General features: G+C 66.2%; 16 protein-coding genes and 3 tRNA genes. 12 read left to right on the top strand and 7 right to left on the bottom strand.

Annotation, left to right across the window (positions count from 1 at the left end; all coding sequences use genetic code 11):
* On the top strand, positions 1 to 576 hold the full coding sequence (locus tag EZM51_RS18280) for a phage tail protein (RefSeq protein WP_136709744.1): 576 nt from the start codon (positions 1 to 3) through the stop codon (positions 574 to 576).
* A gap of 60 nt (positions 577 to 636) precedes the next feature.
* On the opposite strand, the gene EZM51_RS18275 is transcribed toward EZM51_RS18280, so the two are convergent.
* Positions 637 to 3,072: a BTAD domain-containing putative transcriptional regulator gene (locus EZM51_RS18275; protein ID WP_136709743.1), complete on the bottom strand. Its 2,436-nt coding sequence runs from the start codon at positions 3,070 to 3,072 to the stop codon at positions 637 to 639.
* 172 nt (positions 3,073 to 3,244) lie between these two features.
* On the opposite strand from EZM51_RS18275, the gene EZM51_RS18270 reads away from it, so the two are divergent.
* Positions 3,245 to 3,316, top strand: a tRNA-Thr gene (locus EZM51_RS18270).
* Positions 3,317 to 3,352: 36 nt separating this feature from the next.
* Positions 3,353 to 3,426: transfer RNA gene (locus EZM51_RS18265), tRNA-Met, on the top strand.
* A 157-nt stretch (positions 3,427 to 3,583) separates the two neighbouring features.
* On the opposite strand, the gene EZM51_RS18260 is transcribed toward EZM51_RS18265, so the two are convergent.
* Positions 3,584 to 4,720, bottom strand: coding sequence for a site-specific integrase (locus EZM51_RS18260; RefSeq protein WP_248305734.1), 1,137 nt, complete (start codon positions 4,718 to 4,720; stop codon positions 3,584 to 3,586).
* A 172-nt stretch (positions 4,721 to 4,892) separates the two neighbouring features.
* Between EZM51_RS18260 and EZM51_RS18255 the strand changes: the two genes are divergently transcribed.
* The 3 genes from EZM51_RS18255 (at position 4,893) to EZM51_RS18245 (ending at position 11,349) form a co-directional block, all read left to right on the top strand.
* Positions 4,893 to 5,288 (top strand): hypothetical protein, encoded by a 396-nt coding sequence (locus EZM51_RS18255; protein WP_136709742.1) that lies wholly within the window; start codon positions 4,893 to 4,895, stop codon positions 5,286 to 5,288.
* A 227-nt stretch (positions 5,289 to 5,515) separates the two neighbouring features.
* Complete coding sequence (locus tag EZM51_RS18250) at positions 5,516 to 10,711, top strand: type ISP restriction/modification enzyme (protein WP_136709741.1); 5,196 nt, start codon at positions 5,516 to 5,518, stop codon at positions 10,709 to 10,711.
* 2 nt (positions 10,712 to 10,713) lie between these two features.
* Entirely contained in the window at positions 10,714 to 11,349 is a 636-nt protein-coding gene (locus EZM51_RS18245) for an RES family NAD+ phosphorylase (protein WP_248305735.1), read from the top strand.
* Positions 11,350 to 11,483: 134 nt separating this feature from the next.
* On the opposite strand, the gene EZM51_RS18240 is transcribed toward EZM51_RS18245, so the two are convergent.
* Positions 11,484 to 12,089, bottom strand: a complete 606-nt coding sequence (locus EZM51_RS18240) for a hypothetical protein (RefSeq protein ID WP_136709739.1) — start codon at positions 12,087 to 12,089, stop codon at positions 11,484 to 11,486.
* Between the two features lie 212 nt (positions 12,090 to 12,301).
* Between EZM51_RS18240 and EZM51_RS18235 the strand changes: the two genes are divergently transcribed.
* On the top strand, positions 12,302 to 13,609 hold the full coding sequence (locus tag EZM51_RS18235) for a hypothetical protein (protein ID WP_136709738.1): 1,308 nt from the start codon (positions 12,302 to 12,304) through the stop codon (positions 13,607 to 13,609).
* A 242-nt stretch (positions 13,610 to 13,851) separates the two neighbouring features.
* Here the strand turns inward: EZM51_RS18235 and EZM51_RS18230 are convergent, their stop codons facing one another.
* The 3 genes from EZM51_RS18230 to istA form a co-directional block, all read right to left on the bottom strand.
* Complete coding sequence (locus EZM51_RS18230) at positions 13,852 to 14,097, bottom strand: DUF2188 domain-containing protein (RefSeq protein WP_136709737.1); 246 nt, start codon at positions 14,095 to 14,097, stop codon at positions 13,852 to 13,854.
* Between the two features lie 152 nt (positions 14,098 to 14,249).
* Positions 14,250 to 15,056 (bottom strand): IS21-like element helper ATPase IstB, encoded by an 807-nt coding sequence (istB, locus tag EZM51_RS18225; RefSeq protein ID WP_136709736.1) that lies wholly within the window; start codon positions 15,054 to 15,056, stop codon positions 14,250 to 14,252.
* Complete coding sequence (gene istA / locus EZM51_RS18220) at positions 15,053 to 16,378, bottom strand: IS21 family transposase (RefSeq protein ID WP_136709755.1); 1,326 nt, start codon at positions 16,376 to 16,378, stop codon at positions 15,053 to 15,055. Before istA ends, istB begins: the two co-directional genes overlap by 4 nt.
* A 1,084-nt stretch (positions 16,379 to 17,462) precedes the next feature.
* On the opposite strand from istA, the gene EZM51_RS20705 reads away from it, so the two are divergent.
* Positions 17,463 to 17,598 (top strand) — tRNA-Ser (locus EZM51_RS20705).
* A gap of 191 nt (positions 17,599 to 17,789) precedes the next feature.
* Here the strand turns inward: EZM51_RS20705 and EZM51_RS18215 are convergent.
* Entirely contained in the window at positions 17,790 to 18,572 is a 783-nt protein-coding gene (locus tag EZM51_RS18215) for an IclR family transcriptional regulator (RefSeq protein WP_136709735.1), read from the bottom strand.
* A 168-nt stretch (positions 18,573 to 18,740) separates the two neighbouring features.
* On the opposite strand from EZM51_RS18215, the gene EZM51_RS18210 reads away from it, so the two are divergent.
* The 4 genes from EZM51_RS18210 to EZM51_RS20700 all read left to right on the top strand — a co-directional run bounded on the left by EZM51_RS18210 (position 18,741) and on the right by EZM51_RS20700 (position 21,823).
* Positions 18,741 to 19,445, top strand: a complete 705-nt coding sequence (locus EZM51_RS18210; RefSeq protein WP_136709734.1) for a CoA transferase subunit A — start codon at positions 18,741 to 18,743, stop codon at positions 19,443 to 19,445.
* A 63-nt stretch (positions 19,446 to 19,508) separates the two neighbouring features.
* Positions 19,509 to 20,162, top strand: coding sequence for a CoA transferase subunit B (locus EZM51_RS18205; protein WP_136709733.1), 654 nt, complete (start codon positions 19,509 to 19,511; stop codon positions 20,160 to 20,162).
* Positions 20,159 to 21,349, top strand: a complete 1,191-nt coding sequence (locus tag EZM51_RS18200) for an acetyl-CoA acetyltransferase (protein ID WP_136709732.1) — start codon at positions 20,159 to 20,161, stop codon at positions 21,347 to 21,349. The genes EZM51_RS18205 and EZM51_RS18200 overlap by 4 nt, the downstream gene beginning before the upstream one ends.
* Positions 21,350 to 21,652: 303 nt before the next feature.
* On the top strand, positions 21,653 to 21,823 hold the full coding sequence (locus EZM51_RS20700; protein WP_169053983.1) for a hypothetical protein: 171 nt from the start codon (positions 21,653 to 21,655) through the stop codon (positions 21,821 to 21,823).
* Positions 21,824 to 21,923: the final 100 nt, after the last annotated feature.

Here is a 21,923-nt window from a genome sequence, read left to right as displayed (position 1 = left end):
ATGCGCGGACTCGTTCCCGGCCTGCCCAACCCGGTGCCGCTGCTCACCCGGCTTCCGGCGATCCTGCAGGAGGAGGAGTTCGTCGACCCCTCGCGCCCCCCGTTCCTGCCGCGGTTCATGCCCGCGTTCGACGATGCGATCGCGCCGGTCTACTCCGTGCTCGACAACCTCGAGGCGTACGTGCGCCCGGAGTACGCTCCGTCGGACTTCCTCGAATGGCTCGCGGGCTGGGTCAACGTGGCGGTCGACGAGGCGTGGACCGAGGAGCAGCGTCGCCGGATCGTCGCGGATGCCGCGTCGCTGCACCGTCGCGCGGGGACGGCGGGAGGCATCCGCGACGCCCTGCAGCTGGCGGCCGGGCCGGCTCCGACGGTCGAGGTCGAGGAGACGGGCGGGAGTTCGTGGTCGTCGACGCCGGGTGCTTCGTTGCCCGGTTCGGCGGATGTCGCGGTGGTGATCACGATCACCGTGCCCGACGGCGATCAGGCGGAGCTCACGCGGCGGTTCGAGCGGGTCGCCGCGGCCGTGGTGCCGGCGCACGTCCCGACGCGGGTCGAGGTGTCGGTGACGACCTGAGCGAGCGGCGCGGGCGCCCGGCCGGGTGTCGGGCTCGTGCCGTCGCTTCGGGGCGCGCCCTCACTCGAGGCCGAGCGCGACGCGCATGCGACGGTAGTCCTCCGCCGCGCGCTGCGCGGCCACCACGTCGCCCGAACTGCGATGCACCGTGACGAGGGTGCGCCACGACTCGTCGAGCCATGGATCGATCTCGACCGCACGGCTCGCCGCCGCCACGGCGGCGCGCGGTTCCCCCAGGTGGAGTTCGAGGTGCGCGAGCGACGACGCGGCCTCCGCCGCGCGAGTCCGGTACCGCTCCCGGGCGCCCGTCACCCATTCGGCCGGCCCGTCCTCGGGGAGCACCTCGCCCACGTAGAGGGCGAGCGCTCGCCGCAGGCTGGCGGCCGTCGTCGATGCATCCCGACGGAGCTTCGACGACGCCGCGTCGGCGAGCCGGTCGTCGAACTCGGCCAGGTCGCAATCGCGCCGGTCCCGGATGCCGAGGCGATACGCCTCGCCGACGCGCTCGACGATGGAGCCCGACGTGCCGGCGCTGGGGAGTGCCCGGCGCAGGCTCGACACGCTCACGTGCAGCGCGTGCACGGCCGAGTCGGTGCCGAGGTCGCCCCAGATGATGTCGGCGATGAGCTCGCGGTGGAGGGGCGACCCAGAGTTCAGGGCGAGCATCCGCAGCAGCGCGCGTGCCTGCGGTCGCACGGCCCTGAGGTCGAGCTCGGCGCCGTCGGCGCGGAGCCGGAAGCCGCCGAAGCATCCGACGGTGAGATGCGGATGCCGCGGGTCGGTGTGGGCGGGCGCACGGTCGGCCGGCGCTCCCGTTCCGCTCGTGGGCAGTGCGAGCGGGAGGCGGGGCAGACCCGCCTGCAGCGCACGCCGTCGTGACGACGACAACAGCGCGGCGGCCTGTGCGCGGGAGCCGGTGAGCGCGTGTGCCGCGTCGATGAAGGCACCGGCAGCCTCCACCCGGGTGGCGATGACGGATGTCTCAGCCTCGACGATCAGGTCGCGGGCGTTCGACGTGCCGCCCGCCGCCGCCACGAGTGCCGCCGTCGCGCGCGCCCACGTGGCGAGGTCGGCGCATCCGAGTTCATCGAGCCGGCGGACGAGCGTTGTCGCCGCATCACTCGAGGCGCGCCCGCGGCGGATGCGCACCAGCAGGTCGATTCCGGCGGCGAGGGCCGCACCGCGTTCGTCACGGCGCACATCGAACTCTTCGACGACGGCGCGCGCGGTCCCTTCGGGAAGGCCGGCGATCGAGGCGATCGCGCCGCGTACCGCGCGCGCGATTGCGTCGGACCCACGCGCAACGCATTCACGTTCCAGCACGGCGAGCGCATCGAGCGTCGTTTCGCGTGGGGTGATCGGCTCGCGGATCACGAGGAGGAGGAGTCGCGCCGTCGCGCGGCCGGCGTCGTCGCCCGCCCTGAGCACGCGATGCAGCAGCGGGATCGCGCCCACGACATCGCCCGCGCGAAGGCGTGCGAGCGCGGCATCGAAGGGAGGTGCGTCCCGAGTCGGCGGTCGTTGTACCGTTCCGAGGTTCAGCGGCTCCTCCGCCGCGGGTGACGGGCCTCGGCGCTCGACTGGGTCGGGGTCGGGGCCGGGGTCGGGGTCGGGGCCGGGGTCGGACGGGCGGTCGCCGCACCGCGCGCACAGGTGACGACGGAGCACCGGCGGCAGCACGCGATGTCCGAGTTCGACGACGTGCATGACCTCGCCGCCGTCGACGGCGGCGAACAGCGCCGTGGCGTCATCGGCGCCGAGCAGCCGGGTGCATTCGGCGAAGTCGAGCACCGGCAGGCCGCTCGTGCGCTCCAGCGCGTGCACGACGGCCGGCGGCAGCGTGCGCACGGCGTCCTCGAGCAGCGACGTCGCGAAGTCGCACTGCACCGCGGCATCCACCGACTCCTCGAGCGCGTCGGGGTCGAGGAGCCGCGACTGCAACGCGAGCCGGTGCACGAGCGCGGGCCATCCGGCGGTCTCGGAGGCCACGCGCGAGGCGCACTCGAGGCCGAGCAGGCGGCCGCCGACCGTGCGGAACGCCTCGGCGATCTCGTCGATGCGCAGCGCCAGCTCTGGTGCCGTGACGATCTCGACCTCGCCGTGCGCGGCGTGCACGAGATGGGCGGCGGGCTGCAGGCGCGAGGCGATGACGACGCGGTGGTCGGCGTCGGCGTGCGAGACGAGTCGCTCGAGCACCGCTTCGCCCGGGGTGCCGAACACGTGATGGGCGTCGTCGATCGCGATGGATGTCGCGACGCCCGACTGTTCGGTCTCGAGCTGCGCGCCGAGCGCGACGGCGTCGCGGTGCTCGGGGCCGAGGGTGAGGAGGGCGAAACGCTCGTCGTCGTCGCCGAGCCGTCGAAGCAGGGTGGACTTCCCGGCGCCGCCCGGGGCGGTCATGAACACGCACGGGGCATCCAGTCGACCGGCCAGGCGCGCAGGGAGGACTCCGTGACCTGCCGCCAGGTCGGATGTCGCGTCTGCTGTCTGGCCCACCGTCGAACCCCCATGTTTGACGGATGATGCCGGCTCGGGTTCCGACGGGGCCAAATCTATGCCCGTTCGCGCCGCGCCGCATAGGTGCTGGCACTGGTTCGAGGCGGCCGGCATCGGTTCGAAGCATCCGCACCGAGGTGATATCCTCGTACGGTTGCCGAGTGCGGCACACGCCCCGATAGCTCAGTGGTAGAGCACTTCCATGGTAAGGAAGGGGTCGTCAGTTCAATCCTGACTCGGGGCTCTGGTTCGTCCGGGCGTATGCTCGAAGGACCTTCCCGGCGGGGTAGCTCAGGTGGTTAGAGCACACGGCTCATAATCGTGGTGTCGCGGGTTCGAGTCCCGCCCTCGCTACAACAGCAGAATCTCGCGGATCGCCAGGCCTTCAGGTTGCATCGCGCCCCATCCTGTCGCTTCATGTGACCACATTTTGACCACATTAGAACCCGAACGAATGTGATCTACCTGCGGGGATCGTGATCTATGAGTGAAGCCGTGTCCGATCCTGGTCTCAGTTGAGCGCGCTCAAGACTCGTGTTGCCGCCTCATCGAGTCGAACCGCAACGATATCCAAGTCGTCATCGAAAAGGTCTGAGTAGGTGTCGAGAGTCATCGCCGCGGAGGCATGTCCGAGCATGCGCTGGACTGCCTTTACGTTGGCCCCGGATGAGACCGCAAGACTAGCGGCGGTATGACGAAGGTCGTGGATGGTCATCGACTTGAGGCCTGCGGCATCGAGTGCGCGGTCGAACCAAGAATTCTTCCGTACCGTCGGCGTCGTGAGATGGTTGCCGTATGTGTCGGGGAAGAGCACAGAGCTGTGCTCGCGCTCCGAGCAGAGTTCCGCCAAGGCCCCGGTTAGGAATGCAGGGAACGGCACGACGCGGCGTTTGTGTGTCTTCGGGGTTCCAACGACGACCTTCCCGCCTACGAGCACGGCATTCACACTTACAGAGAGCCTGCGGCGATCGAGGTCCACATCACCAACGCGAAGTCCACTTACCTCGCCCCATCGGAGGCCGGTGTAGGCGAGAACGCGGATGATTGGCCCGTGGGGTCCGGAGGCACGCGCCAGACGGTCGACTTCCTGGTGGGTCAAGTAGACGTGCTCTTTGCTCACTTTGCGCGGCAGCCCCACGCCTCGCGCAGGGTTGGACGGAATTCGTCGATCCTTCACCGCGGCGTCGAGGATGCCCGCGAGCACACCGTAGCAGCGGTGAACGAGGGCGGCCGATTTGGGCTTGGCACGCCCCGGTTCGCCGGTGCTGAGTCGCGCGACCCAACTTTGGACGTCACTGTGGCGGACGTCTGCGACGGAAACCCGTCCCCACACGGGCTCGACGTGGAGCCGCCACGCGGACTCCACGACTGCGGTCGAGGAGGGCTTCAGGTGGGTCTGAGATTGCAGCCATACAGCGCCCAGGGTCCCAACAGTAATCCGAGCCTTGGCGGGGTCGATGAACGTCCCGGCTGCTTTGCCGAGTTCCACGCTCGCGAGGAAGAGCTCGGCCTCCTTCTTGGTCGCGAAGCCACGCTTCGTCGTTTGCGAATGATCAGGCTTCCGGTAACGCACTCGATAGCGCTTGCCGGCCGCGCTCACGTACGGCTCAACAGTCCCCAACGCCCGGTCCTCCTTGTAGCGGCTCAACTCACCCTACGAGAGTTCGTCGGCCAACCGTCGCTGTACAACTCGATGTACCTGGCAGTTGGGATAACCGCGGCCTGGTGCGGTCTATGTACTGGGTCGTTCTCAAGCCCGGCCGTCTGGGTGGTGTCGTGTCGCGCCGCCGCTGTACCGTCCTGAGATATATCTTCGTCCGATGGGCAACCTCGGCGGCTATCAGTGGATCACGACGTTGATCAAATCGGTGGGCGGCCCTGAGAAGGCAGCGAGGTACGTCGCCGGTGCAGCAGGCCTCATCTTCGTCGCAGGAGGGGCTGCGTACGCCGGGGGCGAGAAGGCGATCAGGTTGATCAAGGCCAGGTTCGAGAACCGCGTCGCCCCTTGCGCGACCCAGGGCCAGACATTCAGGGTCGACGTCGGCGCCGACGCCGGCGCGGGCCTCATACTCAGTGCCGGTGACGAGGTGCGCGTGCTGGAGTGCGACGGGGACGCGATCCTCGTCGAGGTGCTGGGCGACCCGGACAACCCATATGTCGTCTCGTGCGAGCTCATGAGGTCGATCTCTGACTTCCCTGGCGATGGGTCAACCTGATCCAGCCCGATCACAAGTGTGCTCAGCGGTCTTCATGGTAAGTCGACCCGCGCTCGCGTCGCCTATGCATTGATGTACCCGGTCCCGCCGTTCAACCGTAGATCTGTCACGCCATCCGGCGCAGTGAAGGTGCCGTCGGTGGACCAACGCGGTGAGTGGTTCTCGGTCTTGTGGGTCGGATACCTTGGGAAACGCATGCGGCCGAATGGCAGCGCGCAGGGAGAGCCATGACGTCGATTCACGACATCCTTGATGAGTTGCGCTCAGTCGCATACGACGAGCACGACAAGGGCGCGCGCTTCGAGGAGCTGATCCGCGCGTTCCTCAGCATCGAGCCGCAATACCAGGATCTCTACGACGAGGTCTGGCTATGGAGGGACTACCCCGGGCGCAACGGCCGCGTTGACACCGGCATCGATCTCGTTGCGAGGTCTCGTGCGACCGGCGAGCACACCGCGATCCAGGCAAAGTTCTATGCGCCGACGACGCAGGTGACGAAGCCGATGCTCGACTCCTTCCTCGCCGCCTCGAGCAAGCTGCTGGCCGGCAAGCCTGAGTTCACGGCTCGCCTGATCGTCAGCACGAGCGACAACTGGGGGAAGAACGCCGAAGATGCAGTCGACAGTCAGAACCCGCCGGTCTCGCGCCTTCGTGTTCAGGACCTCGACGAATCATCGATCGATTGGTCGCAGTTCTCTCTCGCGACCCCGGGCGATCTCACGAAGAAGCCGCACAAGACGCCGTTCCCACATCAGGAGAAGGCGATCGGGAAGGTGGTCGCCGGATTCGGCGAGCACGACCGCGGCAAGCTGATCATGGCCTGCGGCACCGGCAAGACCTACACCAGCCTCAGCATCGTCGAGCGCTTCGTTCCCGCCGGCGGTACGGTGCTGTTCCTCGTCCCAAGTATCGCGCTCCTCAGTCAGTCGCTGAAGGAGTGGACGATCGAGGCCAATGTGCCGTTGCGATCGTTCGCGGTCTGCTCGGACGTCTCGGTCGGCAAGCGCAAGGACGAGGAAGACACTCCGGTGGTCGACCTCGCCTACCCAGCGACGACGAACCCCTTGAAGTTGGCCGCGAAGTTCGATGTGAAGCCCGAGGATCCGGACACGGTCACCGTGATCTTCTCGACGTACCAGTCGATCGAAGTGATCCATGAGGCCCAGGACGTCGGGCTGCCCGAGTTCGATCTGATCATCTGCGACGAGGCACACCGGACCACCGGCGTAACGCTAGCCGGCGAGGACGAGTCGGCGTTCGTCCGCGTGCATGACCAGAATTACATCCGCGGCAAGAAGCGCCTCTACATGACTGCGACGCCGCGCATCTACGCGGACCAGTCCAAGACGCGCGCCGAAGAGGCCGGAGCCATCCTCACGGACATGAACAACGAGGCGCTCTACGGGCCCGAGTTCCATCGGCTCTCGTTCGGAGAGGCGGTGTCGATCGGCCGACTAACGGACTACAAAGTCCTCGTCCTCGCGGTCGACGAGAGCTACGTCTCGAAACGCTTCCAGCGCCTCCTCGCGGATGAGAATAACGAACTGACTCTCGACGACGCGGCGAAGATTGTCGGCTGCTGGAACGGGCTCTCGAAGCGGGCGCTCACGCAAGACGAGTTCAGGCTCGATCCGGAGCCGATGAAGCGCGCCGTCGCCTTCGCCCGCAACATCAAGGAGTCGAAGCACATCGCCGCGACCTTCCAGCAGGTGGTCGAGCGCGAGATCGAGTTGATCGACGACGAGCAGGATGACGCAGACAACCTCGTTATGGTCGAGGCCGAGCATGTCGACGGCACATACAACGTTTTGGCGCGGAATGCGAAGCTCGACTGGCTGAAGGAAGACCCCGGTCCCGGCAACGCTCGGTTGCTCACCAACGCTAAGGTTCTCTCCGAGGGCGTTGATGTCCCGGCGCTCGACGCAGTGATGTTCCTGAACCCGCGCGACTCAGTCGTCGACGTCGTGCAGTCGGTCGGCCGCGTCATGCGGAAGCTCGAGGGCAAGAATTACGGCTACGTGATTCTGCCCATCGGCGTACCGGCGGACGTCGATCCGTCCTCTGCGCTCAACGACAACAAGAAGTACAAGGTCGTCTGGCAGGTGCTCCAGGCGCTGCGGGCGCACGACGAGCGATTCGACGCCGAGGTCAACAAGATCGATCTCACCAAGAAGACCGACCGCCTCCAGGTCGGAGTCATCGGCAAGGGCGGGAGCAGGCAGGATCGAGAGCTCACCGAGGCAGCCGACTACGGCGCCGTCACGCTCGACTTCCCCGAGCTCGACCAATGGCGCGCGGCAATCCTCGCGAAGATCGTCGACAAGGTCGGCGAGCGTCGCTATTGGGAGCAGTGGGCGTCCGATGTGGCCGGCATTGCCGAAGACCACATTGCCCGGATCACAGCGCTTGTCGATCAGTCCGACGGCAAGCTGAGGGACGAGTTCGCACGGTTCCTGAAGGGCCTGCAAGACAACCTCAACCCCTTCATCACGGAGCGCGACGCGGTGGAGATGCTGTCCCAGCACCTCATCACGAAGCCGGTGTTCGACGCGCTGTTCGACGGATACGACTTCTCCGGGCACAATCCGGTCAGCCTCGTAATGCAGGGCATGATCGACGCGCTCGAGGGCCAGAACATTGACAAGGAGACTGAGCGGCTGGAGAAGTTCTATGCCTCAGTCCGCACCCGGGCAGAGGGCATCGAGGATGCCGCCGCCAAGCAGTCGATCGTCAAGGAGCTGTACGAGAAGTTCTTCCGACTCGCATTCTCGGGGACGAGCGACCGGCTCGGCATCGTCTACACGCCGAACGAGATCGTCGACTTCATCATCCACTCGGTCGACGACGCGCTAAAGGCGGAGTTTGACGCCTCGATCTCCGACGAGGGCGTCCACGTTCTCGACCCCTTCACCGGCACCGGCACGTTCATCGTCCGCTTGCTGCAGTCCGGGCTCATCAAGCCTGAGGACGTCGCACGGAAGTATCGCTACGAGTTGCACGCGAACGAGATCGTGCTGCTTGCCTACTACGTCGCTGCGATCAACATCGAGGAGACCTATCACTCGCTCGCCGGTGGCGAGTACGAACCGTTCAATGGCATTGTCCTCACCGACACCTTCCAGCTCAACGAGGTCGACGACCAGATGGATGGCGCCGGCGTGTTCCCTGAGAACAATGAGCGAGTCGAGGCGCAGAAGGCGTTGGACATTCGGGTTGTCATCGGGAACCCGCCGTGGTCGATCGGTCAGGCCACCGCCAATGATGACAGTGCGAATGTCTCCTATCCAACCCTCGACGCAGCCATCGAGCGAACCTATGCCGCAAAGTCCGCGAAGGTCAGCTTGAAGGCGCTGTACGACTCGTACATCCGCGCGATCCGGTGGGCGAGCGACCGGATCGGAGACCGAGGTGTGGTCGCCTTCGTCTCCAACGGTGGCTGGATCGATACGAACTCGGCCGACGGCATTCGTAAGTCGCTTGTCGAGGAATTCAACAGGATCTACGTGTTCAACCTTCGAGGGAACCAGAGGACAGCCGGCGAGCAGTCGCGGCGAGAAGGAGGAAAGGTGTTCGGCGGTGGCAGCCGGTCGACGGTCGCCGTGTACCTCCTCGTCAAGAATCCAGACACTGAGGCGTCCGGCCAGGTCTTTTACCGCGATATTGGCGACTATCTTTCGCGCGAGCAGAAGCTGGAGGAGATTCGGCGGGCCCGGTCATACGCCAGCGTGGACTGGCAGCCGATCACTCCGAACCGGGCCGGCGACTGGATCAACCAACGATCTGAGGACTTTGAGTCCTTCACCCCTCTGGGCGAGAAGGGCGGAGGTGCCCGAGGTCGGCGGTACTTCAGGACCTATTCACTCGGCCTGGCGACGGGGCGGGATGCATGGGTTTATGGGTACTCCGCCTCTCGGGTCCGCGAGAACGTCTCCAGGGCGATCGACTTCTATAACCGGGAAGTGGTGCGCTGGGACCGCCGGACCGCAGGTTCCCAGATCGAGCCGGACAAGTTCGTTGACACGAACCCCACGCGATTCAGTTGGAACAGGAATGCCTTCCAAGACCTGGAGAAGTCCCGGAAGTACACGTTCAATCCCGACGCACTGGTGTTGGCCGCGCAGCGGCCGTTTTCGAAGCAGTGGTTGTACTTCGACAGGCAAATGAACGCGATGACCTACCAGCTGAATTCGCTGTTCCCAACCGGCGCGACCTCAAACTTCGGTATCGCTCTACTGTCGCCGCGTCCAGGCACGGCATTCGCCAGTCTGATGGTCGGTGAGGTGCCCGACCTCAACATGTTCACCTACACCGTGCAGTTCTTCCCGCGCTACTCGTTCGAGGAACGGAAGCCGCAGGCCGATCTTCTCGACGCTCTCGACGATGACGGGACTGCGCACCGCCGTATCGACAACATCACTGATGAGGTTTTGGAGGACTTCAAGGCCACTTTCGGAGCGGAAACGTCGAAGGACGACATCTTCTACTACCTGTACGGCGTCCTCCAAAGCAGGGAGTTCGTCGAGCAGTTTGGATCGGATCTTCACAAGATGCTTCCGCGTATCCCCAAGCTGAAGGACTTCGCGGCTTTCGCCGAGGCTGGCCGGAAGCTAGCCGGGCTTCATCTCAATTACGAGACGGTCGAGCCCTACCCGGTCACGGAAACGATTGCAGCCGGCGCTGATTTCAAGGTGACGAAGATGCGATACGCGAAGACCGGGAAAATTACCGATAAAACATCGGTGATCTACAATTCGGGCATCACGATCTCGGGGATCCCCGAAGAGGCGCACGAGTACATGCTCGGCTCGCGCTCGGCCATCGACTGGATCATCGAGCGCTATCAGGTGAAGAGCGATAAAGCCTCCGGCATTACTAACGATCCGAACGAATGGGCCGAGGAGCAGGGTAACCCGAGGTACATCCTCGATCTTCTTGCGCGCATCGTCACCGTCAGCGTCGAAACTGTCCGTATCGTGAACTCGCTTCCTCCGCTCACATTGGCGGAGCGACCCTTGCAGGAAGCTGGCGAGCAGGCATTCAGCCCCGAGCGCTCCTCAGCCCGCTGGAATGAACTCATTGGTCCGTTCCTTGCGCGGAATGACGTCGCGCGGTGGATCAACTTCTCTGCCAAAGAACTCGATGAAGCCGCGCAGCGCGGTGAAATGCTGGCGCTGACGACCGCCGACGGCGTCGTCGTCTATCCTCGCTTTCAGTTTGATAGCGAGGGGAGACCTCTCCCGCGACTCTCCGAGGTTGTAAGTGTGCTGCGCCGGAGGCTTGACGAATGGGGTGTTGCATTGTGGCTGGCGCAACCATCTAAGACGCTCCATGCCCCGCCAGCCGAGTTTCTCCGCGAACAGAGCGACTCCGCGTTTGCCCGCGTCATGGACCTCGCGACGTCTTCGGTGGGTGATCAGGCGTGACGATGCAGCCGATTCGTCAAAGAGTTGCCCAGGAGAATCCGGCCGAGGGAGTCGACCTGACCAGGTTCCCTCAAGCGCAAATGCGTGATGTCACACTCTACCGGGCGCAGAAGGCCGGGTATCCGTCTCCGGAGCACTATGCGTCCGGAGCGGATGGTCGGTTCAATCTGGAGAGCCCACGCGGAACGTGGTATTTGGCGGATGATGCCGAGGCTGCCATTTTCGAGTATCTCGGGCTAGACGGGTATCCCTATCGGGTCGTTCCGCGCGGGACGGCGGACCAATTCGAGTTGTGGACGCTGATAGCGATAACTCGACAGCGGCTCGCGGATCTCAAGGATCGTCACGCCGCCAGGTTCGGCGTTACCTCTGAGCTGGGGGTGATGACGCCATATGATGTGCCGCGTCAGTGGGCCACGGCGTTCGATGACCACGGATTCGAGGGTGTTCAATACGAGCCAAGGTTCACACCCGGCTGCGTCGCGGTGGCCCTATTTGGCGATGTCGACGGCGACTCCCACCCGTCGGTTCGAAAGACGTCGGGCCGCGAGGCGTGTGAGCTCGCGGGGATACAGATTCTGGAGACTCCCATCGAGGCGGAGTTGGATATCGTTCAGACGCCAGCTGCGGACTCGTGACGAAGTGCTGTGAGCGCCACTGGACGCCTCACGGAAATGTCGCGCCGAGGGATCGTCACTCTGACGTGCGTGACACTCGGAGCCCCGAGCGTGGAGGCTCGGCTGGCCGGCCACGAGTGCCCGGGTAGCTGCCATCATGAAGCAAGCGCCGCGCGATGATCAACGGAGGTAGCGACGAGAGCACACTGGGTGATAGCCCAGAATGCGACGGCCGGCTCACGGTGCTTCGCGTGGTTCGTGTGCTCCACAAGCAGGCGGAGCGGGTGCTCATCGCTGTCTTTGCGTTGATAGGGCTGCAACCGTTCCAATCGCCGGGTGAGCTCGGCACCGTAATCGAAGACACCCAGCGAGCGCCGGACTGGATGGCGACACCACTGCTCGAACGCCTCCCTCGACCTTGCAGCCGGTACCTCAAGCGCCTTCGCCTCCTTCTCTGTCATCTCGCGCTCGAGCCGATGCACGACGTCCGCGAACAGCGCATGTTCAAGCATGTTCCGCGATTGATTGAGCGCGTCGGCGAAGAGACGCGGCACGGACTGCGGCAGCGGCGTGATGCCCACAAGCACGACCTCTTCTACCGTCTGGGTAAGGCGCGGCCGAAGCTGAAGGGGGTCCTTGCCGAGATACGTGTGAAGCACGTCCCCGAGCTGCTCGATGGTCGAGTCGATGTGGGCGGCCGTATAGAGAGCTTGCGCTTGGTGCGCGGGAAGCCAACTGCTTGGGACCACCGCTCTCGCCATGATCCGCAGGCTATTCGACCTTGGCTCCCACGCGCGAACTGCGAAGGTCGGCACCCGAGCGCCGTCGCGCCCTCACCTAGCATCGTGGAGTGAGCACATTCGGTCGACGGACCCCAGCGTTTGCCGACTTCGTCCAGGCCACTCGCAGCTATGCTCCGAGCCACTTGGTGAAGTCACTTGCTCGCGTAGCGGCATCCCGTGGAGGGTGGGACGTGACACTTAAGCCGGCGATGCGTCCACCGTGGGCGGTGGCGTCCATGGTGCGAGAGTGCATCGTTTCCAGCAATGAGTTTCGGCGGGGCGAACTCACTGAACGGGCCCTGGCAAGACTGTTCAATCTCTTCTCAGAGGCATTCGATCCTCTGGGTGACAACGTGCAGTCGATCCTTACACCCATCGTGTACGAGCAGTTCCCGTACCAGCAGTCGCACTACGAGGAGATTCTCCGCTCCATTGCGCTGCTTGAGGACGACTACGTCGGGGCGCGGACTTGGCCATGGAGTGACGTCCTCGGTGCTTCGATCGCGGACATGGTCACTGCCTCGTTCATCATCCACACCGTGACCATGCGGTCGGAAGGCGAATACCGGACGAGATCGGACCTTGGGTTCCCGGAGGTTGTGGAGATCCTCGGTCTTACCGAGGCGCTGAACGCGGTCGTCCACGGACTGACTCGCACGATTCCAGAGCTGAAGGCAGCCGCGCTATCGGTGCCGTTGTCGAGCAGTTCGCACCGCCGTTTTGCCTACAACCCGCTGCTCCGAACTCCGTTGGTCGCGACGAACGAAGGCGTGTTCGCACCGGTACCCGAATTGATCTATGACTCAGTGGCGCCAGCAGTGCTTTACCACCGGGGTCGCGACGCCTGGGGTGGTGCGTTTACCCGTGACCTGGGACTGAGAGTGGAGCAATACGTAGGGAGGCAGTTGAGGCTCGGCGTTCCACATTATGAACTGATCCCTGAGATTCGATACGACAACGGTCAGTTGAGCGCGGACTGGTTCATGATGAGCGACGACACGTTAGTTATCGTCGAGTGCAAAGCAGCCCGCGCTTCGCTGGATGCCCGGCTTGGTCAGGAGGCGCTAGACGCGCAGTTCGAACGCGACATCCTCAAAGCGAAGAGGCAGATTGAGCGCAGCGCAGACTTGGTCACGTCGGGGCACCAGTCGTTCGCCCCGCTGGCGGGAGGTAGACAGGTCATCGGTCTGATCATCACAGCTGAGCCGTTCTACCTCCTTTCGTTATCGCACTCGAACCTACTGGCGTCTGGTACCCCAACACTTCTTGGGTCGCTGCGTGACCTTGAGCACCTCATGACTCTTGATGGGCCGGAGGCGATGGAGCAGCTGAGGGCGATCGCATCGGACCCGGAGAAGCGCACATGGCCCCTTGGCAACGCACTCGACACACCGCCCAACAGCGTGGCCCACAATCCGATCCTCGAGTCTGTCTGGGATCGGCTCCCTCTAGCAAGGCCAGTCGCTCAACGAATCGCATCTCAGAAAGCCGCTTCCTAATCTCGCGCGCGGCACCCCCAAGGCGGACTCTGCACTCCATCGTGTAGTCACTGGCTGGCCCGGCCCCTACCAGGCACATCGGGTCGCAACGAGCGAAGTCGGCACACTCAGGGATCATCCAGTGAGCCCCGAGGGCGGCGCACATGAAGAGGTCCCCGACATCCGCCGGGGACCTCTTAGGCTGTCAGGGCCTGCGGCTGGCCGCCGTCTTTGCTGGACGGATTACCCTGTCTGATAGCCGCCTACTTCTTGTCCTTCGGGGGGTGAGGGTCGTTCCCTCGGCCCACGGTGTCTGAGTCGCGGATCTGTCCATTGCGCCCGTGAATCCGAACTTCGCCACCGCCCAGGTTGGAGACGATCTGTCGTGCGCGATCAGTCGCGTCCGCCTGCGTCGGCAGATGTGCCGATGCGCGCCCGGCACCCGGGGCCCTAACGTCCCATCCGCCATTTGAGTTCGGCACGACGTGCCGGTTGTTGCTGTTGCCCATGAGGGCTCCCATCTACTCGTTCGAACGTGCCGCCATCGGGCCCCCCGGAGCACGTGCACAGTGTAGGCTCGGCCACCGACATTCGGCATTGACGGCGCTCAGTGGTTTTCCTCAGTTGTGCTCGTCGAATGTCCTCAGGTCGCGGGGTCAGGTTAGCGCAGGTTCGTGCCGGTGGTTGCGCGGCGGAGTTCGTCGGCTGCGGCGTGGTGGTTTCGGAGTCGGTAGGAGGCGCCGTCGAGGGTGATGACGACGGAGCGGTGCAGGAGCCGGTCGAGCATGGCTGCGGCGACGGTGGTGTCGCCGAGGATCTCGCCCCAGGCTCCGACGGGCCGGTTCGTGGTGAGCACGATCGAGGTCTTGAGGTAGCGCTGGTTGATGACTTGGAAGAGTGCTGAGGCGGCTTCGCCGGGCAGTGGCAGGTAGCCGAGTTCGTCGATGATCAGCAGCGTGGGTCCGGCGAAGAAGCGCATCATGGTCGCCCATTTGCCTTCGATCGCGGCGCGGTGGCAGCGTGCTGCGAGGTCTGCGGCGGACGTGAAGTAGACCCGGTAGCCGGCGGTGACGGCGGCGTGGCCGAGTCCGGTCGCGATGTGCGTCTTCCCGACGCCGGGCGGGCCGATCAGGAGCACGTTGGTCGCGGTGTCGATGTAGCGGCAGGTAGCCAGCTCGGCCAGCAGCGCCGTGTCGATGCCGGACGCGGCGTCCAGGTCGAAGTCGTTCAGGGTGGCGCCGGTGGGCAGGTTCGCGAACCGGAACCGGCCGGCCAGGCGTCTGGCGTCGGTCGCGGTGACCTCGATCCGCAGCAGCTGCTCGAGGGCTTGGGTCAGTGACCAGCCTTCCGCGGCCGCCTGGTCGAGCACGTTCGGGAGGGCGTCGGCGGCGTCGGCGAGTTTGAGGTCGACGAGGTGGTTCCGCAGCTGCTGGTAGATGGTCGCTGCGGTCTTCGTGGTGGTGGTCATCGGAGGGTGTTCCTGTTCTTCGCGGCCTGCTCGTACGCGGCCAGGCTGATCACGGTCGCGGGCTGCTGCGTGCCGGTGAGGATCGCCGCGGCACGCAGTGCGGCGGGCCCTGGTGGGATGCGTTCCTTGCGCCGGTGCGGGCGTCCAGGCGGCGCCGACGCCATCGCGATCTGTTCGAGCGCGGTGACGTGGCCGGTGTCACGGACCGTGACGCCCAGCCCGGGTTGGGCGACCTGGTGCCGGGCGACGATCGTCCCGGATGCGGTGGCGATGTCGATCACGTCGGCGCCGAGCCGCTGCCGGACGGTGACCTTGGCGGCGGCGAGTTCGGGTGGGACGCTGTACCGGTTGCCGTGCCAGTCGATCAGCGCCTGCCGGGTTGCGGTGCGTTCCTCGGTCACGATCACCGGGAATACCGTCGGCGGCAGCGGGCGCAGCCGCTCGTTGGCGAACATGGCCGCCGCGGTCGTCGACCCGGTTTCGCTCGCGCGGCGCCGCTGGTCCTGCCGCCCGGCGAACGTTTCGACGCTCGCTTGGGCCTGCTCGAGGGTGAGTTCGTCAGGAAGGTTGCGCCACCACCGTCCGGCGGCGGTGTGGTTGTTCTTCTCGACCACACCCTTCCGGTTCCCGGACCTTGGCCGGCAGGCGACCACCTGCACGGCATGGTGCTTCGCGAACGCGGCGAACATCGGCGTCAGGTCGTCCGTCCCGGCCTTCAGGACCGTGGTCATCCGATCGAACCGCCACACCTTCGTGACGCCGCCGAGCAGAGCGAGCAGGGCCGTCATCGCGGCCAGCAGGTGCGGCAGGTCCATCGATGGAGAGATCACCGCCCGCCACACCCCGGAGTGCGCAAGCGACCCGACCAACAGGAACGCCTTCTTCGTCGGGAATCCCCACCCCGCGGGCGGGTCGGGCAGCTCGAGCCAATCGAACTGGGTCTCTTCCCCAGGCGGATGCTCGATGACCGCGTTGGGGCGTTCCGTGACGTGCGCGCACGCGGCGCACACCGGCCGCAGCCCGCGGTCCCGAAGCTGCCGCGTCAACGACGGGTACGACCCGGTGTAGCCCAACGGCACAAGCTCGTCGAACAACGTCACAGCCCACAGGTGCGGGTCATCACCCAGCCGGGCGGCCACGTAGTCGACGAACTCGTCGAACCCGTCCGGGACCGCGCGCCTGCGCACCCCCGGGACGCGGTCACCGTTCAGGTACGCGCGGATCGTCTTGCGGTCATGGCCAGTGCGGCGGGCGATCTCGCTGATCGTCATCCCCTGCCGTTTCAGAGCGTGGATATCCACGCTGCTCCTCTCTGAAAGCATGAGGAACGGGCCTCCCTCGGAAGCTGGTGTGTGGTCAGAGACCACCAGCATCAAGGGAGGCCCGCCTCATGCGACGGAGCGACCCAGGGTGGGGACCTTCAACGAGCGAAAGTGGGGAACTTCAGTGAGCGCCGTCAGCATGAGATCCGCTCAATCAGCGAGGCTTCTTCTCGGACTAAACCGGCCCACTTCCTCGCCTCGCGGTCACGAGGTAGTGATGTTCAGCGCCGCCACTGTCAAGATCGGGAATGTGTCCTCGATCGACTGGGGCGACGTCCCAACATGGGTGACGGCGGCGGTAGCAGCTGGCGGTGTCTTCTACGGCGCAACTCAACTCGCCGTAGCCGCACGCTCCCGTACCGCGGCGCAAGCGGCCGCGGTCTGGTTCGCGCTCGAGATGCTGGAACCTTCGAAGGAGCGCCCTGGGCTATGCGCGCGAATCCTAGTGAGGAACGACAGCACTCGTCCCATACACAACGTGGAAATCGCGGTGTTCCGATACGGAGCGTTCGATGGTGACTCAATCGACATCCTGAAGCCAATGTCCGAATGGACTTGGACGTCGATCCCTCTTGTGCACCAGGTGCATCCCACCGATGACGACTACGTTTGGATCAGGTTCGTCGACGCACGCGGTTACGCATGGGAGCGGCGGCATCGACAAGATGTCTATCCACTCCGGCGACCTTCGCAATTATGGCAGGGCACCCGACGCGCTTTCCCACGGCCGTTGCGGCATTGGATTGATGGGTGGAAACTGCCCGCTCGGTGGCGCAGGCCCCATCGGCAGTGATCGATATTGCGAGACGAATCGTTGCCACGACAAAGCCCCCGGTTCATCCGGGGGCTTCTGCGTGGTCGCTACGCGGACCCGGGGCGGTACCCCCGACGGTTGATCGCGGACTGTGCGGCGTCGAGGTATCGGCGCTCTTGAGCTTCCCGAGCAGGGATTACACGACCGGCGCAGGGATGGATCCATGGCGAGAACCCCGATCGCGCCTGCGTCGCACGGGCTTCCAGCTCCAGTCTGGCTCGAGGCCCTAGCTGGCCACATTTTGACCACACTTGATCCGCTCGCACCGTGATCGAGGTGAGGGTTGCATGAATCAGGATGGCCGAGATTACGCGGCTCCCAGACGAGACGAGCGTCGATCCCTCGCATCGATACGAGCACACGGCTCATAATCGTGGTGTCGCGGGTTCGAGTCCCGCCCTCGCTACAGTGAAACCCCCGGTCAGCCGGGGGTTTTGTGGGCTTTGGGTGGAGCCGGGACTTGATGTGATCAGGCCGTTTCGGCCGGTACTCAACACATATTCGGCCGGCGCCGCGGTCCTCCTCGCCGGTCGGCACGCGGATGTCGCGGGCAGGTTGTCGCTCGACGACTACCCGGCGCGCGGGCGCCGGTTCGCCTCACCAGTTCCGCTGCGCGAGGCGGGTGTGCAGGGTATGCGCTTCGTCCAGGAGTGCGCGTCCCATCCCCGCGCGGCGTTCGGCGCGGAACCTCGGCTCGATGCCGGTGAGCGAAAGGGCGGCCGACGGCGCGCCCGCTCGGTCGAACACGGCGGCGCCCATGCCCCAGCTGCCCTCGAGGATGAGGCCGGGGTTCACCGAGTAGCCATCGCGACGGGTGCGGGCGAGAGCCTCGCGCACGGATGTCGCGGCGTGCGCCTCCCCGTAGCGTCGCACGCGCTCAGCGTCGTCGACCACGATCCGCTCCTGCTCGGCTTCGGGCAGGAAGGCGAGGATCGCCATGCCCGCGGAGGCCACGCCGAGCGGGAAGCGCACGCCTTCGGCGAGCACGAACGAGCGCACGGGAAAGCTCCCCTCTTCGCGCATCAGGCAGACCGTCTCGTCGCCGCGCCGGATGGAGAAGAACGCGCTCTCACCGGTCGCCTCCGACAGGCGCCGGAGCGACGGGCGCACGACCTCCTCGAACGGGAAGCGCGCGGCGGCGACGGTGCCCCAGATGATCGCCTCGGGGCCGAGCCGCCACGCGCCCGTTTCCCGGTCTTGGTCGAGCAGTCCTTCGCGGGCGAGCGCGGCCAGCAGACGGTACGTCGTGGGGCGGGTGAGGCCCGACTCGGCGACGAGCTGGGCGAGCGGGCACCCGTCGGGATTCCGCGCCACGACGCGCAGCAGTTGCGCCACCCGACCGACGACCTGGGTGCCGGGGACGGCGGGCGCTGTGGTCATGGGTTCTCCTCGGATCGTCTCACATTATGGACACCTGCTCGACGTGTGTCCAGAGTGTGACCGATATGCGCCATCGGGTTGATCCCCGAAGAGCCGATGCATACGGTTCTGACTGACGGCTAGCCGTCCACAAGGTGGACGCCACGAACGACTCGACGAGGAGATCCGATGACGAGCAGGTATGAGTCCGCGACGGCCGCACTGCATGAGGTGGTCGCCGACGGGATGACCATCGCCGTGGGCGGCTTCGGTCTCTGCGGCATCCCGTCGGATCTCATCGAGGCCGTGCGCGAGACTGGTGCGACCGACCTCACGATCGTCTCGAACAACATGGGCGTCGACGGCAAGGGGCTCGGGCTGCTGCTCGAGACGGGCCAGGTCAGCAGGGTCGTCGCCTCCTACGTCGGCGAGAACAAGCTGTTCGCCGAGCAGTTCCTCGCCGGCCGCCTCGAGGTGGAGTTCACGCCGCAGGGCACCCTCGCCGAGCGTCTCCGCGCGGGCGGCGCCGGCATCCCGGCCTTCTACACGAAGACCGGAGTCGGCACCCAGGTCGCCGAGGGCAAGCCGCACGCCGAGTTCGACGGCGACACGTACGTGCTCGAACGCGGCATCCGGGCCGATGTCGCGCTCGTGCACGCGCACACGGCCGACACCGACGGCAACCTCGTGTACCGGTACACCGCGCGCAACTTCAATCCGCTCGTCGCAACGGCCGGGCGGCTCACGATCGCCGAGGCGGAGCATATCGTCGACGCCGGCCGGCTCCACCCTGACCACATCGTGACGCCCGGTGTATTCGTGCAACGGCTCGTGCAGGCGCGCGAACGCGTGAAGGACATCGAGCAGCGCACCGTGCGGCTCGCCGCCGCGTGACCCGGCGACCCACCACGACCCCCCGACGACCGACGACGACGAACACGACCCCAGGAGGCCCCGATGCCATGGACGCGTGACGAGATGGCCGCCATAGCGGCCTCCGAACTGCACGACGGCGACTACGTGAACCTCGGGATCGGCATCCCGACCCTCGTCGCCAACAACCTTCCCGACGGCGTGCGGGTCGTGCTGCAGAGCGAGAACGGGATCCTCGGCATGGGGCCGTACCCCACCGAGGAGGAGGTCGACGCCGACCTCATCAACGCCGGCAAGCAGACGGTCACGCTCCTGCCCGGGAGCAGCATCTTCGACTCGGCCACGTCGTTCGCCATGATCCGCGGCGGCCACGTCGCCAAGGCGATCCTCGGCGCGATGGAGGTGTCGGGTGCGGGCGACCTCGCGAACTGGACGATCCCGGGCAAGATGGTCAAGGGCATGGGCGGCGCCATGGACCTCGTCGCCGGCGCGCCGCGGGTGATCGTGCTCACGGAGCACGTGGCCAAGGACGGGAGCCCCAAGATCGTGCGCGAGTGCAGCCTGCCGTTGACCGGCAAGGGCGTCGTCGACCGCATCATCAGCGACCTGGCCGTGTTCGACGTCGAGCCCGATGGCCTCACGCTCCGGCGACTCGCGCCGGGGGTCGCCGTCGACGACCTGCGTGCGACCACCGGCGCGGAGTTCCGCGTCGAGCTCGAGGCGGAGGTCGCGGCATGAGCGGAGTCGAGGAGCGGTTCGGCCGCGACATCCTCATCACCGGGTGGGGGCACAGTCGGTTCGGCAAGCTCGAGGACGAGACGCTCGAGAGCCTCGTCGTCGGGGTCGGGCGCGACGCGATCGCGGCGGCCGGGCTCGAGCCGCGCGACATCGACGAGATCGTCTTCGGGCAGTACAACGCCGGGATGGTCGCGCACGCGTTCCCGTCGTCGCTCGCGCTGCAGATCTCCGACGAGCTGCACGGCGTTCCCGCGTCCCGCGTCGAGAACGCGTGCGCCTCGGGCTCCGCGGCGTTCCAGCAGGGCGTGAAGTCCCTGCTCGCCGGCACGGCCCGGAACGTGCTCGTGATCGGAGCCGAGAAGATGACGGATGCCGGAGCCGACGTGGTGGGATCGGCCCTGCTCGGCGCCGACTACGACTGGGCCGGGCGACCTTCGCGCACCGGCTTCACGGGGCTGTTCGCCGAGGTCGCCCGGACCTACGAGGAACGACACGGCCCGGTGGGCGACGTGCTCGGATCGATCGCCGCGAAGAACCACCGCAACGGGGTCGACAACCCGTACGCGCAACTGCGCAAGGACCTCGGCGTGGAGTTCTGCCGCACGGTCTCGGAGCGGAACCCGTTGATCGACGCGCCCCTCCGCCGCACCGACTGCTCGCCTATCTCCGACGGGGCTGCTGCGCTCGTCATCACGACGAGCCCCTCCTCCGCCGCGATCACGCCGCCCGTGCGCCTGGCCGGGTTCGGCGCCGCAAACGACTACGCGCCTGCGGCTCGTCGCGACCCGATCGCCTTCGCCGGCACGCGCCTCGCGTGGCAGCGCGCGACCGAGATGTCGGGGGTCGGCCTCGACGACCTCGACTTCGCCGAGGTGCACGACTGCTTCACCATCGCCGAACTGCTCGTCTACGAGGCGATCGGCCTCGCCCCCGCCGGCGACGGCGCGCGTGCCGTCGAGGAGGGCTGGGTGTACCGCGACGGCCGCCTGCCGGTGAACGTCTCGGGCGGGCTGAAGGCCAAGGGGCATCCGGTGGGTGCAACGGGCGTGTCGCAGCACGTCATCGCCGCCATGCAGCTGACGGGCTCGGCCGGGGCGCTCCAGCTCCCGGGCGCGCGCCGTGGCGTCGTGCACAACATGGGCGGCGTGGCGATCGCGAACTACGTGAGCGTGCTCGAGGCCGTCTGACCCGGCCTGCGCGGCGGGCCGTCCGACTCGGCCCGCGGCTCGGAGTTCGAGTAGGAAGGCGCTGGGGTCGTCGACGCATGGCGTTTGACTTCGAGCGGGGTCGAACTCCTAGCCTGCTGACATGGCAAAGGACGTGGCAGGTCTCACGGTCGCGCAGCTGAGCGCGGCGACCGGGGTGACGGCGCACACGCTGCGCTACTACGAACGTGCAGCTCGCGAGACTGCGCGCCCATCAGGTGGTTGCGTGGGGCTTCGGAGAGATCTACGCGCCTCCCGGCTTGGAACCCCGGGACCGACACCCCGATGACGATCATGGGCGTCGCGTTGAGCGACGTGCAGCTGTACCTCCGACCGGATCACCTCGGAGCGTATGCAATGGGCACCGGCTCATTCGGCGGCATCACGACGACGACGAGCAACACCTTCCTCCAATGGGGCGGCGACGTGGACGTCCCCGACCCGCGCGCAGAGTGACGTCGTGCCGACGGTGCCCGCGCGCGGACTGCGCCCCGCGTGCGGCGGCCACGGTGACCTGCATCACCTCCGGCGTCGTTGCAGGATCGGTACCGTGAAC

The organism is Agromyces sp. H66 (genome assembly GCF_004959775.1).
In the GTDB taxonomy this organism is placed as follows: Bacteria; Actinomycetota; Actinomycetes; order Actinomycetales; family Microbacteriaceae; genus Agromyces.
The sequence above is the reverse complement of the archived record's forward strand: the minus strand, read 5'-3'. Positions and strand labels throughout refer to the sequence as shown.